Here is a 16,711-nt window from a genome sequence, read left to right on the forward strand (position 1 = left end):
GCCGCGGGAGATTCTGGGAGCGCTTCCAGAAGTCGCCGTCGGCGCCGTCCCGGTGCCCGTTCAGCCGCGCTCCGCATTCGAAGCGAAGGAGACGCCATGGGCACCGCCTCCCGCCGGATCGCCTCGCGCCCCGCTGTCCTCGCCGCCGTGGCCGCGGTGCTGCTGGGCGGGTCCGTCCTGTGGTCCTGGCCGTCGGCCGCCGCACCAGCGGCCCCGGTGAGCGCCATGGCCACCCATTTCGACGGCCTCGGCGCGCCCTACGGCGGCTGCGGCCTGCCGCAGGACGTGCTCGACGCCCCGGACTTCGTGGCCCTCAACGTCTACAAGACCCCCGGCGACTACAGCTTCTACCCGCGGCCGCTGCCGCCGTCGCAGGCCGACAAGATCGGCCTGTGGGACAACGGCCGCAACTGCGGGCGCTTCGTCCAGGTCACCATCGGCGACTACTGCACCGGGATCAACGACGGCGCCCCGGGACAACCGTTCTGCCGCAACGGTTCCTGGGTGGCCGACGGCTACGAGGGCGCCCAGCTGACCATGGTGGTCGCCGACAGCTGCGGCGACTCGAACGCGTGGTGCCGCGACGACACCGGCCACCTCGACCTGTCGACCGCCTCCCTCAACCGGTTCGTGAAGAACGGCGTCCCGGTCGGCGACCTGAACCCGGCGCACTGGAACAACCGGCGGATCTCGTGGTCCTTCGTCCCCGCGCCGGCCTACACCGGTGACCTGAAGATCGGGTTCCTCCGGGGCGCGCAGCGGTACTGGGCCGCGATCGCCGTTTCCCACCTGCCCGACGGCATCCACGGCGTGGAGTACCTCGACGTGGACGGCGCCTGGCGGCCGGCGCAGCCGAACAGCGACATGGGACAGGCCTTCGTGATCGGCCCGACCATCGCCGCGGGGACGTCCTACGCGATCCGGGTCCGGGACGCCCGCGACGCGCTGGTGAACGACGGGCGCGTGTACCGGTTCACCTTGCCGGACCAGTGCCTGTCGGGGTGCGCGGCGGCCTACACCTCGGTCGGCTACACGACCGGGACCGGCACCCCTGGCTCGACCACACCCACCACGCCGACCACACCCACGACGCCGACCACGCCCGCCGGCGCGGCGTGCGCGGCCACCACCGCGGTCACCAGTTCGTGGAGCGGCGGTCACCAGCTCGAGATCACCGTGCGCAACACCGGCTCGGTCCCGATGCGGGGCTGGACCACGTCGTTCTCGTTCGCGGGCGCCCAGCGGGTGGCCAGTTCGTGGAACGCCGTGCCGACCCAGACCGGCCAGCAGGTACAGGCCACCAACCAGAACCACAACGGGGCGCTCGGCACCGGTGCGACGACCACGTGGGGCGCCGTGGTGACCGGCGACGCCCAGCCGTTGGCCGGGACGAGCTGCGCCGCCCGCTGACGAGCGTGGTCACGCGGTCAGTTCCGTGCTCCTGCTGAGGTCTTCCCAGCGGGCGAAGTCGCGCCGTAGGGCGTCGAGCTTGCCGCGGGCGACGTCGAGGGCGGCCGTGCCGAGCAGCAGCCGCAACGACGGCTCTTCGGCTTCGAGCACCGTGACGATGGCCTCGGCGGCGCGGGCCGGGTCGCCCGGCTGGCTGCCGTACGTGGCCAGCGTCGCTTCACGGCGTTTGCCGGCGGTCTCGGCGTAGTCGCCGATGCGGATCGCGGACTGCTTCATCGACGGACCGGACCAGTTTGTGCGGAACGCGCCGGGCTCCACGATGGTCACTCCGATGCCCAGCGGCGCGACCTCCGCGGCCAGGGACTCCGACAAGCCCTCCACCGCGAACTTCGTCGCGTGGTAATAACCCGTGGCCCCGAACCCGGCCAGCCCGCCGAGCGAGGAGATGGTGACGACGTGGCCGGACCGCCTGGCCCGCATGCCGGGGAGCACGGCCTTGGTCACCTCGACGAGACCGAAGACGTTCGCCTCGAACAGCGCGCGGACCTCGGCGTCCTCGCCTTCTTCGATGGCGGCCAGGTAGCCGTACCCGGCGTTGTTGACGAGGACGTCGATCCGGCCGAAGGTTTCTTCGGCCTTGGCGACCGCGTCGGCGACCTGCCCAGGATCCGTCACATCGAGGGCGAGGGCCACCGCCCGGTCGCCGTGGCGGCCGGCGAGGTCCGCGACCGTCCGGGGGTCGCGTGCGGTGACCACCGCCCGCCACCCGCGATCGAGGACGTGGGTGGCCAGTGCGCGGCCGAGACCGGTGGAACACCCGGTGATGAACCAGACCGGGGATTCGGTGAGTGTCATGAGTACTCCACTACGTCGTCGCTGTCTTTCTCCGTCCTGGCACCAGGTTCGGCCGAGCCGGCGGGGACAGCCAGTCGTCCGGTCTTCCTGGGACCGCCGGTACCAGGCAGATCCGGCACGGGCGAGGCACACTGGCGGCCATGGCGAACACCGAATTCGGGCAGGCGGTCCGGCGCTGGCGGGACCGGGTCTCGCCGGACGCCGTCGGCCTGCCCGCCGGCGGGCACCGGCGCGCGGCCGGCCTTCGGCGCGAGGAGCTGGCCATGCTGGCCGGGATTTCCGCCGACTACGTCACCCGGCTCGAACAGGGCCGCGCGTCGAACCCCTCGACCCAGATCGTCGAAACCCTCGCCAGGGCACTGCGGCTGTCCCGGATCGAGCGCGAACACCTGTTCCGCCTGGCCGAGCTGACCCCGCCCGGCCCGGACACGGTGCCCGCCTACCTCACCCCGAGCGTCCAGCGCCTGCTGGACCGGCTCACCGGAACGCCCGTCGCGGTGTTCGACGCGTGCTGGACGCTGCTGGTCGCCAACCCGCTGTATGCGGCGTTGATGGGCGACCCGTCCGGGTGGCGCGCGCACGAGCGCAACGCCGTGTGGCGCAACCTGCTCGGCCCGGGCACCCGGGTCCGGCACACACCGGCGTCGAGGCGTGCCATGGAGGGCAATCTGGTCGCCGATCTCCGTGCCGCCGCGGGCCGCTACCCCGCCGATCGGCAGCTGCGGCGGCTGGTCGCCGAGCTGCGCGCGAACAGCGCCCGGTTCGGCGAGCTGTGGGACTCCGGGGCGGTCGGCCACTACGAGACCGCGCGGAAGACGATCGACCACCCCCAGGTGGGACCGCTGACGCTGGACTGCGACATGCTCACCGTCGCGGGCAGCGACCAGCGCGTCATGGTCTACACCGCCGAGCCCGGCTCGGACGACGCCGAGCGCCTGGCCCTGCTCACCGTGCTCGGCACCCAGCAGCTGACCGGCTAGTTTCTCGCAAGGTGTTTGACGTTCTGGCCGAGCGCCCCAATGTGGCGTTCGGTGCGTCCAACGCACCCAATGTGGCGTTCGGTGCTCCTCCCATGCCCCCACCACCACCCTCAACGGAGGCGCTTCGCGCCGCAGTGCTGATTCCACGCAACCAACGCCACATTGGGGCGCAACCCCGGGCGCTCGAGCGGCACGGTTGCCCACCCAGACCAGGGGATCGTGGCTTTTCGGGCACCCGCGCGCCGGCGCCGGCCGGGGACGATCAGGCGCTGCTATCTTCACCGGCAAGCTTGCTTGAAAGTTTGACTAAAGAACCGACCAGGACGTCAGAAAGGTCGCGCGGTGGGAAATCCGCTGGTCGCGGAGACCAAGGACTCGACGAAGGCGTATTCGGGGATTTCGCTTCTGGAGTCGGCGAATGATCTGAAGTCGGCGATCGAGAGTGGCGACTGGGCGTCGGTCGCGTTGGGTGCGGTGGGGACGGCGCTGGATGCGTTGTCGATGGCGATGGACCCGTTCGGGGCGGTTCTGGCGGCCGGGGTCGGCTGGTTGATGGAGCATGTCGGCCCGTTGAAGGAAGCTCTCGACGGGTTGACCGGCAATGCGGATGAGATCGCGGCGCAGGCGGAGACGTGGAAGAACGTCGCGACGGAGCTGGGCAGCATCGGGGAGGACCTGACCGGCATGGTCAGTGCCGACACGGCGTCGTGGGCGGGGAACGCGGCGGACACCTATCGGCAGCGGGCGCAGGACACCGTGACGTTGCTGTCGACGGCGCAGAAGGGGTGTGAGGGTGCCTCCAGCGGGGTGAAGACCGCTGGTGAGGTGGTGGCCGCGGTGCGGGCGTTGGTGCGGGACATCATCGCGGAGCTGATCGGGCATTTGATCAGCTGGGCGTTGCAGGTGGTGTTCACCCTGGGGATCGGGTTGACCTGGGTGGTGCCGCAGGTGATCAACGCGGTGGCGAAGACGGCGTCGAAGATCGCGGATTTGACCAAGCGGCTGGTGAAAGCGTTGCAGGCGCTGATTCCGCTGCTCAAGCGAGCCGGTGACCTGTTTTCGGACGCGGCGAAGGCGTTGCGGAACATCAAGCCGGGTAAGGGTGCCCCGCCGCCGAAGCACGCCGACATCAACGGCAACCCCAAAGGCCTCGGCGGACCCAAAGGCAACGGCTCCCCCGACGCCCCACCCCCGAAAACCGATCCACCCCCCAAGACCGACCCGCCGCCCAAGAGCGACGACAGCACCACCACGTCCGGGGCCAAGGCCGACCCGCCACCGAAGGCCGACCCGCCACCGAAGACGGACCCGCCGCCCAAGAGTGATCCACCGGCCGACGCCCCGCCACCGCCGAAAGCTGACACGCCACCCGGGGGCGCTCCGAAGGGCGGTGGCACGCCAAAGGGCACCCCGAAGGGGGACGGCGCGCGCGACCGCGCCCTGCCGTCGGACTCGAAGACCTACTGCGGCGACCCGGTGGACATCGCGACCGGCGAGGTCGTGATGACCCAGGTCGACCTGACCCTGCCGGGCGAGGCCGGCGACCTGGAACTGTCCCGCACCCACCTCTCGTCCTACCGCGCGGGCCGGTGGTTCGGCCGGTCGTGGGCGTCCACATTGGACCAGCGGCTGGAGGTCGGCCCCGGGCAGGTCCGCTTCTACGCCGAAGACGGCATGGTCCTCGTCTACCCGGTGCCCGCCGACGGACCCGTCCTGCCGCTGGAAGGTCCGCGCCACCCGCTGCGCCGCTCCCCCGGTGGCTACCGGCTGTCCACCGGTGACCGGGAGCTGCACTTCACCGGCGATGGCCGCGTCGTGTCGCTCACGTCGATCGAGCGGAACGGCAGCCGCACCGAGATCACCTACGCCGCGGACGGCGCCCCCACCGGGCTGCGCCGTGACGACGGCGTCGAGCTCCGGATCGGCACGGCCGAGGGCCGGGTGGTCGCGCTGGGCGCGCCCGAGGCCGCGCCGCTGGTCCGGTTCGGCTACAACCGGCTGGGCCAGCTGACCACGGTCGCCGACTTCGCGGGCCGCCCGATGACGCTGGACTACGACTTCGAGCACCGGCTCGTCGGCTGGCAGGACCGCACCGGCACCTGGTACCGCTACGTCTACGACGCCGCCGGCCGCTGCGTCCGCGCCGTCGGGGCGAACGGCTACTACAACGCGACTTTCGCCTACGAGCCCGGCATCACCCGGCACACCGACGCGCTCGGCCACACCTGGACCTACCGGCTCAACGACGCGGGGCAGCTGGTCGAGCGGACCGATCCGCTCGGGAACTCCCGGCGGTACACGTGGAGCCGCCACGACCAGCTCCTGTCCCAAGTGGACGAACTGGGCCGCGAAACCCGGTACGGCTACGAGAACGGCGAACTTTCCAGCGTCACCCGTCCCGACGGCTCCGTGGTCAGGACGGCGCCCGCCGCCGAGGGCGAGGTGCGGCTGCAGGTGGGCGACGGGGACGCCGCCGTCCAGCGGGTGGTGCCCGCGGCCGACCCGTTCACCGTCCTGCCCGGTGCCGCGGTGCCGGCCGAGCCGGTCGCCGCACCCGACCCGCTCGGCGACGAGCCGGTGACGGACGGGCCGGTGCGCCCCGGTGACCGCGACCTGTTCGGCCGGCCCCAGCTGGTGCGGACCGCCTCCGGTGGCGCGGCCCGGCTGGGCTGGACGGCCGAGGGCCGGCGCGCCTGGCGGATCGGCCCGCACGGCGACCGCGAAACCTGGGTGCACGACGCGGAGGGGCAGATCGTCGAGTACCGCGACGCGGCCGGCGGGGTGCGCCGCCGCGGCTACGGGCCGTTCGGGCTCGCGGTGACGGACGTCGACGCGGCGGGCGCGCGGACCACCTACACCTACGACGGCGAACTGCGGCTCACGTCGGTGACCAACCCCCAGGGCCTGACCTGGCGCTACACCTACGATCCGGCGGGGCGCCTGGCCGAGGAGACCGACTACGACGGCCGCCGGCTCACCTACACCTACGACGGCGCCGGGCAGTTGCGGCGAATGACCAACGGCCTCGGCGAACCCACCGAGTTCGGCTACGACCTCCTCGGCAACGTCGTCGAGCGGCGGACGCCCGAGGACGTCACCCGCTACGCCTACGACGCCCTCGGCCGGCTGGCCCTCGCCGAGAACGCCGAGTCCCGCCTGGAGATCACCCGGGACGGGCGCGGCCGCGTGCTCGCCGAGACGGTCAACGGGCTCGGCGTGGCCTGGAGCTACGACGCCACGGTCCTGCGCCGCCGCACGTCGTCCGGTGTGGACAGCGAATGGGTCTTCGACGACGCGGGCCTGCCGCGGTCGCTGCGGATCGCCGGGCGCGACGTCGGGTTCGAACACGACCCGGCCGGTCGCGAGGTCGTCCGCGGCATCGACGGGACGCCCGTGCTCCGGCGGCGGTTCGACGCGGAGGACCGGCTCGTCGCGGAGGAGATCGCCGGCGTCGGGGAGCGCACCTACGGCTACCGGCCCGACGGAAGGCTCGCCGCGGTCGAGGACGCGGTGCGCCCGTGGCGGCTCGAGTTCGACGACGCGGGCCGCGTCAGCGAGGCGCACGGCCCGGGCGGCGTCGAGCGGTTCACCCACGACGCCGCGGGCAAAGTCACGTCGGCCGTCACGCCGTCGCTGCCGGGCCCGCGGACCTACCGCGGCAACACGCTGGTCTCGGCCGGCGGCACCCGCTACACCGGCGACGCGCAGGGCCGGATCACCGGACGGCACCGCGGCGGACAGTCCTGGACCTACTCGTGGGACCAGCTGGACCGGCTGCGCGGGGTGCGGACCCCGGACGGCGCCCGCTGGACCTACCACTACGACCCGCTGGGCCGGCGGTTCGCCAAACGGCGCTGGGTCACCGGCGCCGACGGCGAACCCGAGCTCGCCGGGGACACGCGGTTCCTGTGGAGCGGGTTCGATCTCGTGGAACGCGTGGAGTCCGGCGCGGACGGGTCGCACCGGATCCTGACGTGGGAGCGCCACCCCGGCGACGGCCGCCCGGTCGTGCAGGTCGAGCGCACCGCGTCCGGCGAGCGCTTCCACTGCGTGATCACCTCGCCCGCGGGCACGCCGACCGAACTGCTGGACGCGCGGGGCGAGCTGGTCTGGCGGGACCGGAGCGGCTTCTGGGGCGCGCCGCTCCCGGGCGCCGAAGACTCGGCCGGCGCGGTCCCGACGGCGTTCCCCGGGCAACACCGCGACGAGGAAACCGGGCTGCACTACAACGTGTTCCGGTACTACGACCCGGAAACCGCGCGGTACCTCAGCCAGGACCCGCTCGGGCTCGCCGCGGCGCCCGACCCCGTCGGCTATGTCACCGAGCCGCTGCTCACCGGTGACCCGCTCGGGCTCGTGGGCTCGTGCGGCAAGTCCGGTGGCGCGCAGACCCCGAAGCGGCCTCGCCCGGACGAATTCGACCAGTCCCCGGACCTCGTGCGGCCGCCGGGGAAGAAGCCCGACCTCGGCGTCGACGTGAACCGCATGACGCGCGAGGAGTGGGAGAAGTTCAAGCCCGAGCTGGACCAGATGATGCGCGCCGACAAGCACTTCTTCTGGTCCGGCGGCTACAAGCAGGGCCACGGCGGGCCGGACGACCCCTACCTGGGCTCGATCGAGTTCAAGGCGAACTCGGTCGCCAAGCAGCACGGCGGCAACACCCTGGAGGGCCTGGTCGCCGACAACCACCTGAAGATGCCCGGCTGGGTCGACGACAAGATGATGAAGGACCAGGGCAAGGGGTACTGGTCGCACGGCGACCACGGCACGTCCAACCTCGACCAGAAGAACTTCGTCAAGGAGAAATGGGACCACGCGTCGGAGACGTTCGCGAAGAACTCGACCCCGGACACCCACGTCGTCTTCCCGGACAAGCCCGGGAAGGAGACGAGTACCGGCATCCCCAACCCGAACAACGACATCTACCCGTACCGCCGGCCCGACAACATCTTCGACAAGATCGAGTACCCGAAGCTGGAACAGAACGGCATCAAGGTCACCGAACACAACGCCGAGACCGGCGGGACGCGGCCGTACCAGAAGCCGCCCAAAACGAGCCCCTGAGCGCCCGTTGGGGTCACCAAGCAGCGCAACCATTGTTACGCCGTTCGGGTGCTTTTCTTCGTGAATCGGCGACTGCCTGTCTCGGAGGGCGACTCCTCGTACTCTCACTGTTGTGGACGGCATCGACAGTCTCCGGCACGCGATCGAGACGATCCCCATCCCCGGCGCCCCGCCCCGCCTGTCGCGGCAGGGCGCCGCGGTCGGGCTCGCGCTCCTGGACACCTCGTTGCGGCTCAACCACGTGCGCCGGCTGACCGAACGGCTGACCGTGGTCGAGCACGGGACGGCGCGGCGGAGCACCGAGGTCGACGTCAGCCTCAAGCTCCTCGACGAGGGGCAGCGCCAGGCCACCGCGCAGCTGCAGGACCTGATCGGCCAGGAACACGGCGAGCGGGCCGCCTCGAGGCCGGCGCGGCAACGTTCCCTGTGGGTGCCGCTGGCCCGCCTGCCGCGCCGCGACGTCTCCCCCATCGACGTCTTCGACAGCGCGGGCCAGAAGCTGCCGCGGCTCACCCAGCACGAGGCGTCCCGGCTGGTCGCGGCCGGGCTCTACCGGTTGCTGCGCGGGATCCTCGCCGGCGACGAGAACGCGCACACCGCCAAGCACGAGCTGAACACCTTCCTGTTCCAGGTGCACGAACCACGCTGGCTCGTCCAGCAGGCGCTGCTGACGCTGCTCACCGAGCGGAACCACCCGGAGGCGGAGTTCGCGCTCGCCCCGGCGGGCGGCACGGTTCCCGGGTACGGGCGGCAGTGCCGGGAAATGGCGCTGGACATCCTCACCGGCTGTTCCGACCTGCTGGTCGAATACGCGTACCTGCTGAACGTCGCGGTCCGCGACTACATGCTGGTGGTGGCGCTGGACGATTCGGTCGAGGAGCACCGGCTCAGCTACGAAACCCCGCTGCACGTCGACGCGCGGCAACCCGTCGCGAAAGAGCAGTGGCGGCGGCTGGCCTCCAGCCGCCGCGGCTACGTCGTGAGCTACGAGACCATGATCCCGGCCACGCTGAAGTCCTACCACCTGGTGGCCAGGACCGCGCCGGAGGCCGAGATCTCCCGGATGTACCTGTCCACGGACGCCGACCGGCACCAGGTGGAGGGGCTGGCCGAAGACCTGGTCTCGCTGGCCGAACGGCAGGACGCCGCCCCGCTGCAGGAAGCCGACGGCGCCCGGCACAAGATCCTGGAACTGCAGGCGCAGACCGTGCTGCGCCGGCTCGCGGACCTGGTGCGCCGCCGCAAGTGGGAGGCCGGACAGTCCGGGGTGGAGCTCTCCCCGCGCAGCCTGCCCGCCTGCCACCGGCTCGCCGCCGCGGCCACGACGGGCGAGGCGGTGCGGACGGACTCGGGCGAGCTGGACAACTCGCTGCGGCGGCATCCGGAGTTCACGGCGGCGAACCTCCGCGAGGCCGCGCGCGAGCTGACCGACCGGGAGTTCGGACAGGACCTGGTCCTGGTCAACGGCATCGCCGACAACGAGGCACGGGCGTACTGGCGCCGGTCCGGCGGCCTCGACTCGCGCGGCGACCACGTCCGGGTGCGCGCGACGCTCGTGCTCAAGGACTCCACGAAGTCCGGTCCGCTCAACGTGACGTTCTACGCGCTGGCCGTCGCGACGGTCTCGTTCGTGCTCGGCTGGCTGCTGGTGGGCAGTCCGTGGCCGTACGGCCGGGCCGCCACCGAGGCGCTCGGCCACATCGGTGACGGCCAGTCCGTGATCACCATGCTGCTGCTGTTGCCGGGCTTCCTCTACAGCCGCCTGTCGCTGCCGCCGCGCCGCACCGTGCTCGGTTACCTCGGCACGCTGCCGCAGGCGCTCGTCCAGCTGAGCATCGCGGCCATCGCCGCGTTCGCCGCGACCGTCGCGACGCAGAGCCGAGGCGAGGTCGTGCAGGCCGCGCTCACGGTCGCCGTGGCGCTGCCGGTGCTCGCGGCGCTGGTGCTGTTCGGCCAGGCGTCGTGGCGGCAGTCGGCGATCCCGCTGTCCCGCATCGGAGCACCGCGGTGGGCGGGCGCCGGTGCCTGGGACCGTCGCGCGGCGCTGGAGGCCGACGTACGGTTCGACTCGTCCGGGGGATGGTGAGGATGCGCAACCAGCGGATCTCCGTGCGCAACGTGGCCGACCTCGCCAGGGCCGGCTTCGAGATAGCACGGCAGCCGGTGACCAAAGTGGACTTCGAGATCCACCACGCGATGGCCCGCCACGGCTACCTGCGCGAGCTCGTGTCCACGGGCTCCGACAGCGCGGTCTTCCTGGAGACGCTGTGCTCGGCCACGAACGGCGCCGGCGTCGTGATCGGCACCCGCACCCGCAAGCCCTTGGACGGCACCGAAGTCGTCGAGCGGGTCGACGGACGGCAGCCGGCGGAACGCCCGCAGCAGAACGCGGGCGGCTGGGTCTTCCACCAGACGACCTCGCCCAACCCGACGTTCATCTACGAGTCCGCGCAGACCTTCGAGGGCCTGATCGCGATCGACCCGGCGGCACGCGAGGTGTGCGAGTGGCACGGCCTCGCCGTCCGCGACCTGGTGCGGGAGATCTCCGAGGCCGCGTCCGCCCTCGTCGACGCGCCGCTGCTGTCACTGCAGTGCCCGGCACAGCTGCCGACGATCGTGAAGACCCGCAACCACGATCTCCGCACCCGCAAGGAGATCGCGCCACCCTGCTCGTCGCTGGCGGTCCGGTTCGCGATCGCGCTCCGGGACGTCTCCGCGGCCGCGCGGTTCGAACTGGCCGACCGGTTCCGGGAACTGTGCGAGAAGCACGGGTACAGCTTTTGGCTCGCCGACACGCGCCCGGGTCACCGGCAGGGGAACTGGTTCGAGGTCTACCACGCCGACGGCGAGTTCTCGCCGCTGTACAAGGGCGACCTCCGGTCCCGCCAGCGGATCGGCACATGCCTGCCGGTGACCTTCGTCGGGCCGGCGCGCATCGGCTCCACGCACGCGATCGCCGCCTTCCTGCAGCGCTATCCCCAGGTGGGCGTGGTCGGCTGCGCGGGAACGACGTTGTCGGACGTCGCGTTCGTCCACCTGCAGCTGTCGATCCACGGCGTGGCCGCCGACCGGCTGAACCGCATCCTGGTCAAGCTGCTCGGCGAGTCCTCGACCGCCGCCTACCCGCACAAGCTGCTGCGCGAGCTGTTCAAGCGGCTCGGCCTGCCGCCCGACCCCGACGGGCCGGGCACTTCGGCACAGGATCCGACCAGCGACTACCAGACCTTCGCCGGCCCCGCGTTCGCCTACCGTCCGTACCAGATGCCCGACTGCGTGGCCGTGTGGGTGTCGTGGGAGATCGCCCGCCAGCACCAGGGCCTCGCCGCTCCGCTGGACTGCCTTTACCGCGCACTGGCACAGGTCGCGCCCCAGGTGCCGATGCCGGACGCCACGGCGTCGGCGGGTGACCTGGCCACCGTCGAGTACCTCATCTGCCGCGCCACCGAGCAGTCGGTGGTCCGGGGCAAGGCGAAGCTGGCCGTGCCCAAGCCGGTCCTGCGTCAGTTCTCCTCGGGCGGCGTCGAACTGCCCGCGTCCAAGCTGTGCGCGTCGCTGGAGGAGGCGTGGAAGGCCCACGTCGACCAGTCCGGTGTGGACGGAGTGAGCGAGCTGACGGTGGCGTGGCGGGAATCCTGGCTCGGCCACTGGACCTACTCCTGAAGCGCCCCAATGTGGCGTTCGGTGCGTCCAACGCACCCAATGTGGCGTTCGGTGCATCCAACGCAACCAACGCCACATTGGGGCGCTTCACACCGGGTTGATCAGCACGGCGTCGCGGTCATCAGGCGCCGGGGACCGGAAGGGGTCGGCGAAGCACGTCCGCCCCCATTCCGCCGCCGCGGAGAAGGGCATGACGAACTCTCAGCGTCCCCCTGCCCCCTCGTACGTCACATTCACGCTAGCAGGAAGACCGGGACCCGGGCCACGACCAAGGCCGGCGCGTGCCGGTCAGGTGACGGTGAAGCTCGCGGACAGCGTGGCCGCCGAGCTGGTGCCCACGTAGACCTCGATCTTTCCCGGCTCGACGCGGAACTTCGCGGCGTTGTCGTAGAAGCCGACGTCTTCGGGGGTGAGGGTGAACGTGACGGCCTTCGACGCGCCCGCTTCCAGGGTCACCCGCTGGAAGCCGCGCAGCCGGCGCACGGGCTGCACGATGGTGGCGACCGGGTCGCGCAGGTACAGCTGGACGACCTCGTCGCCCGCGCGGTCGCCGGTGTTGGTCACCCGCGCGCTCACCTGGATCCGGCCGCCGCGCGCCGGCATCCGCGTGTCCGACAGGCGCAGTCCGTCGACGCGGAAGGTCGTGTAGGACAGGCCGTGACCGAACTCGTAGAGCGGGCCGGACGCCAGATCGAGGTACTTGGACGTGTACTTGTTGGCCGGATCGGCCGGGCGTCCGGTGTTCTCGTGGTTGTAGTAGACCGGGATCTGGCCGACCGCGCGCGGAAAGCTCACCGGCAGCTTGCCGCCCGGGTTCACCGTGCCGAACAGGACGTCCGCGATCGCGTGCCCGCCCTGCACGCCCGGCGCCCACGCTTCGAGGATGGCCGGGGCGTTCTCGTGCAGGTACGGGATCGTCAGCGGCCGGCCGTTGACCAGGACCACGACGAACGGCTTGCCGGTGTCCTTGATCGCGGCCACCAGCTGCTGCTGCACCCCGGGCAGGTCGATGGTGCTGCGGGCGGCCGCTTCGCCGCTCATGGCGGCGGTTTCGCCGACCACGACGACGGTCACGTCGGCCGCGCGCGCCGCCTGCCGCGCGGCGGCGAACCCGCTGGTGTCGGCCCCGTCGACGGCGCAGCCCGCGGTGAACGTCACCGTCGCCCCGGGCGCCGCGGCCTTGATCCCGTCGACCACGGTCACCGGCGGGGTGGTGAACGCGCCGGTCCCGAGGCCCGGCCAGGTGCCGTTGAGGTCGTAGGTCGCCGCGCCCAGCGGTCCGACGACGGCCACCGAGCGGACCGACTTCGCCAGCGGCAGCACCGGGCCGTCGTTCTTGAGCAGCACCATGCACCGCCCGGCGGCCTGCCGGGAGGCGGCGAGCGCGGCCGGAGAAGGCGCTTTCACCTCACCGGCTTCGTCGACGTACGGCCGTTCGAACAGCCCCAGCCTGACCTTGACCAGCAGGATCCGGCGGACGGCGTCGTCGATCTGGTCGCCGGTGATCCGGCGCTCGGCCAGCAAGCGCTGTCCGAACCGCACATAGTTGGTGCTGACCATCTCCATGTCCACGCCCGCCGGCAGCGCGGCCGCCGCGGCGTCCGCGCCGTCCCCGGCGAGGCCGTGCAGGATCAGCTCCTCGATTCCGGTGTAGTCGCTGACGACGAACCCTCGGAAGCCGTAGGCGCCCTTGAGGACGTCGTGCAGCACGTAGCCGTTGCCGTGCGCGGGTACGCCGCTGATGGTGTTGAAGCTCGCCATCACGGTGGCCACGCCGGCCTCGACGCTCGCCTTGAAGGGTGGCAGGTAGAGGTTGTGCAGGCGCTGCGGCGAAACGTCGACGGTGTTGTAGTCGCGGCCGCCTTCGGCGCCGCCGTAGGCGACGAAGTGCTTGGCGCAGGCGGCGACGCGGTCCGGTGAGGAGTAGTCGTCACCCTGGTAGCCGCGGACCTTCGCCACGGCCATTTCGCTCGCCAGGTAAGGATCTTCGCCGGACCCCTCGGCGATGCGCCCCCAGCGCGGCTCGTGGGTGACGTCCATCATCGGGGCGTAGGTCCAGTGGATGCCGCTGCGGCGGGCTTCCTTCGCCGCGACCGTCGCGTCGGCGGCCGGCACGCCGGGATCGAAGCTCGCTCCCTGGGCCAGCGGGATCGGGAAGTTCGTGGTGTACCCGTGGATCACGTCGAGGCCGAAGATCAGCGGGATGCGCAACCGGGTCCGCTCGACGGCGATCTTCTGCAGCGCGTTGAGCTTCGCGGCGCCCACGACGGAGAAGACACCGCCGAGCTGTCCGGTCGCCAACGCGGTCCGTGCGGCGTCTTCGGTGCCGACGAGCTGGAGCTGGCCGAGTTTCTCGGCGAGGGTCATCCGCTTGAGCAGGTCCTCGACCCGCGGGTTCCGTTCGGGCCGGGCGGCGGGGTCCGCGGCGGCGGCCGGGGCGAGCGCCGAGGCGGCTCCCCCGGTGACGATGAGACCGCCGACCCCGGCGAGCAGGCTCCGCCGGTTCACGCCGTCGGCGGCGGAATCGGCTACGTGACTCTCGGGCTGTTCCATGGCTGGGACCCTTTCGCGAGAGAACGAGGGCCGCCAGCATAAGCACGATCGACGCCCGCGGCCGGTTCCTTTTCCCACCCGATAATGCTTGTGGTCCGGACCTGGGAGTCCTACGGTCGAGTGCGGACCGACACGTGGAGGGGGCGCCGTGCGGGCGTTCGGAGCTGTCCTGGCAAGCGCTTTCTTACTGACCGGCGCGACACCCGCCGTCGCGGACGTGGCCTGGTCGCCGTCCCCGATCGCCTGGACGACCTGTCCGGACGACCCGGACAACCCCGGCGTCCCCGACGGGGAATGCGGCACGCTGCGGGTGCCGCTCGAATGGGACCGGCCGTGGGGGCCGTCGATCGGTCTCGCGGTGGCCCGGCACCGGGCCGCCGATCCCGCCCGCCGCCTCGGCGTCCTGCTGGCCGACGCCGGCGGTCCCGGCACGTCCGGCGTGGAGATCCCGTTGTCCCCCGGCTACTTCAGCCCGGAGATCCGGGCCCGGTTCGACCTCGTGGGCTTCGACCTGCGCGGGACCGGCAGCAGCGGGTACATCAGGTGCGAGCACCTGCCCGGCGCGCCCGGCGACGAGCCGGCCGGCCGGGCGCAGTTCGAGGCGCTGCGCGCGTACAGCCGGCAGGTGATCACGGACTGCCGTGCCCGGAACCTGCCGGTCTTCGACCACGCCGACACCGCCGCCAACGCCCGCGATCTGGACGCCGTCCGCCGTGCCCTGGGCGAAGACAAGATCAGTTTCCTCGGCACCTCGTACGGCACGCTGCTCGGCCAGCAGTACGCCGAGCGGTACGGCGACCGCGTCCGCGCGATGGTGCTGGACAGCACCATCGACCACAGCGTCGATCTCACGCACTTCGTGGGCGACCGGGCGGCCGCCGTGGACGAGCTGTTCGGGCAGTTCGTCGCGTGGTGCGACCGGACGGCGACCTGCGCGCTGCACGGCCAGGACATCCTCGCGACCTGGCGGCGGGCGCAGGCCAACGCCGACGGGATGCCGTTCCCGCACAACTGGTTGCGCGACCAGGTGGTCGCGGACATGCGCGGCCCGGACTGGGACGACGTGGCCCGGGTGATCGCCGAAACCGCGGCCGGCCGCTCGCCGGTGCGGGCCGAGTTCGAGTACAACTACGATTCGGTCCGCCTGGCCGTCGTCTGCCAGGACTTCGACCTCCGGATCCGGGACTTCGCGCGATATTCGGCGATGTACGCCGAAGAGCTGCGCCGGTCGCCGATCATGCGCGGCAGCCCGATCGGCCACGGGGAAGCCATGGCGTGTCTCGGCGTCCCCGGCCCGCCCGCGAACCCGCCGCACCGGCTGAGCATCCCGCGGGCGCCGCGGATCCTGCTGCTGAACGCCCGCTACGACCCGGCGACGCCGTACGCCTGGGCGGTGAACATCCACCGCCAGGCGCCGGCGAACACGACGCTGGTGACCTACGAAGGCTCAGGCCACGAGGTCTACCACCGCTCGACCTGCGCGCGGACGTTGACGGACGACTACCTGCTGACGCTGAAGACGCCGCGGCACGACCTCAGCTGCCCGGCCTGAACAGTCCGCGGTGGCCACCACGCCGGGTCAGCACGGGCTCCGCGTCGCCGGGAGCGCCGGCCGGTGGGATGCTCGACGCGACGGCGGGCCCGGAGGGCTGAACCATGGATCGGCGAGCAGTGCACGAGCAGTGGGAGCGCGACCGCGCCACCCTCCACGAGCTGGTGGCGACCGCGACGGCCACGGACCTCCGCCGCCGGTCGGCCGGCACCCGGTGGACCAACCGGCAGCTGCTGTTCCACCTGGTGTTCGGCTACCAGATCGTGCGTGCCCTGCTGGTGCTGGTCCGCCTCTTCGGCCGCCTGCCGGACTCCGCGAGCCGCCGGTTCGCCGCCGTGCTCGACGCCGCCACGCCGCTGTTCCACGTGATCAACTACCTGGGGTCCTGCGGCGGCGGCCTGCTGGGGCCGCGGCGCGCGGCCAGGTGGCTCGACCGCGTCATCGCCTCGCTGCACCGCAGCCTGGAGCGCGCCGCCGACGCCGACCTCGCCCGCGGCATGCACTACCCGACCCGGTGGGACCCGTTCTTCCAGCCGTACATGACGCTGGCCGACGTCTACCGCTACCCGGCCCAGCACTTCGCCTTCCACCTGCGGCAGCTCACCCTCGATCGGTAGTAGCCGGCCCGAGCCTGCGG

At 71.9% G+C, this 16,711-nt stretch carries 9 protein-coding genes; 7 read left to right on the forward strand and 2 right to left on the reverse strand.

Annotated features, from left to right (window positions below; translation table 11 throughout):
- Positions 1–96 precede the first annotated feature (96 nt).
- Positions 97–1,410: a cellulose binding domain-containing protein gene (locus AB0M82_RS10055; protein WP_364719411.1), complete on the forward strand. Its 1,314-nt coding sequence runs from the start codon at positions 97–99 to the stop codon at positions 1,408–1,410.
- 9 nt (positions 1,411–1,419) lie between these two features.
- On the opposite strand, the gene AB0M82_RS10060 is transcribed toward AB0M82_RS10055, so the two are convergent.
- Entirely contained in the window at positions 1,420–2,265 is an 846-nt protein-coding gene (locus AB0M82_RS10060) for an oxidoreductase (RefSeq protein ID WP_364719414.1), read from the reverse strand.
- Between the two features lie 140 nt (positions 2,266–2,405).
- On the opposite strand from AB0M82_RS10060, the gene AB0M82_RS10065 reads away from it, so the two are divergent.
- From AB0M82_RS10065 to AB0M82_RS10080, 4 genes are all read left to right on the forward strand, one after another.
- Positions 2,406–3,245, forward strand: coding sequence for a helix-turn-helix transcriptional regulator (locus tag AB0M82_RS10065; RefSeq protein ID WP_364719416.1), 840 nt, complete (start codon positions 2,406–2,408; stop codon positions 3,243–3,245).
- Positions 3,246–3,587: 342 nt separating this feature from the next.
- Complete coding sequence (locus tag AB0M82_RS10070; RefSeq protein ID WP_364719417.1) at positions 3,588–8,309, forward strand: DUF6531 domain-containing protein; 4,722 nt, start codon at positions 3,588–3,590, stop codon at positions 8,307–8,309.
- A gap of 112 nt (positions 8,310–8,421) precedes the next feature.
- Positions 8,422–10,395, forward strand: coding sequence for a hypothetical protein (locus AB0M82_RS10075; protein WP_364719420.1), 1,974 nt, complete (start codon positions 8,422–8,424; stop codon positions 10,393–10,395).
- Between the two features lie 2 nt (positions 10,396–10,397).
- Positions 10,398–11,969: a hypothetical protein gene (locus AB0M82_RS10080; RefSeq protein ID WP_364719422.1), complete on the forward strand. Its 1,572-nt coding sequence runs from the start codon at positions 10,398–10,400 to the stop codon at positions 11,967–11,969.
- Between the two features lie 288 nt (positions 11,970–12,257).
- On the opposite strand, the gene bglX is transcribed toward AB0M82_RS10080, so the two are convergent.
- Positions 12,258–14,522: a beta-glucosidase BglX gene (bglX, locus tag AB0M82_RS10085; RefSeq protein ID WP_364719424.1), complete on the reverse strand. Its 2,265-nt coding sequence runs from the start codon at positions 14,520–14,522 to the stop codon at positions 12,258–12,260.
- A gap of 217 nt (positions 14,523–14,739) precedes the next feature.
- Here bglX and AB0M82_RS10090 point away from each other — a divergent pair, with 217 nt between their 5' ends.
- Positions 14,740–16,074, forward strand: a complete 1,335-nt coding sequence (locus tag AB0M82_RS10090) for an alpha/beta hydrolase (protein WP_364719426.1) — start codon at positions 14,740–14,742, stop codon at positions 16,072–16,074.
- Positions 16,075–16,178: 104 nt separating this feature from the next.
- Positions 16,179–16,691, forward strand: coding sequence for a DinB family protein (locus AB0M82_RS10095; protein WP_364719428.1), 513 nt, complete (start codon positions 16,179–16,181; stop codon positions 16,689–16,691).
- Positions 16,692–16,711: the final 20 nt, after the last annotated feature.

The sequence above is a fragment of the Amycolatopsis sp. NPDC051128 genome (assembly GCF_040682715.1).
In the GTDB taxonomy this organism is placed as follows: domain Bacteria; phylum Actinomycetota; class Actinomycetes; order Mycobacteriales; family Pseudonocardiaceae; genus Amycolatopsis.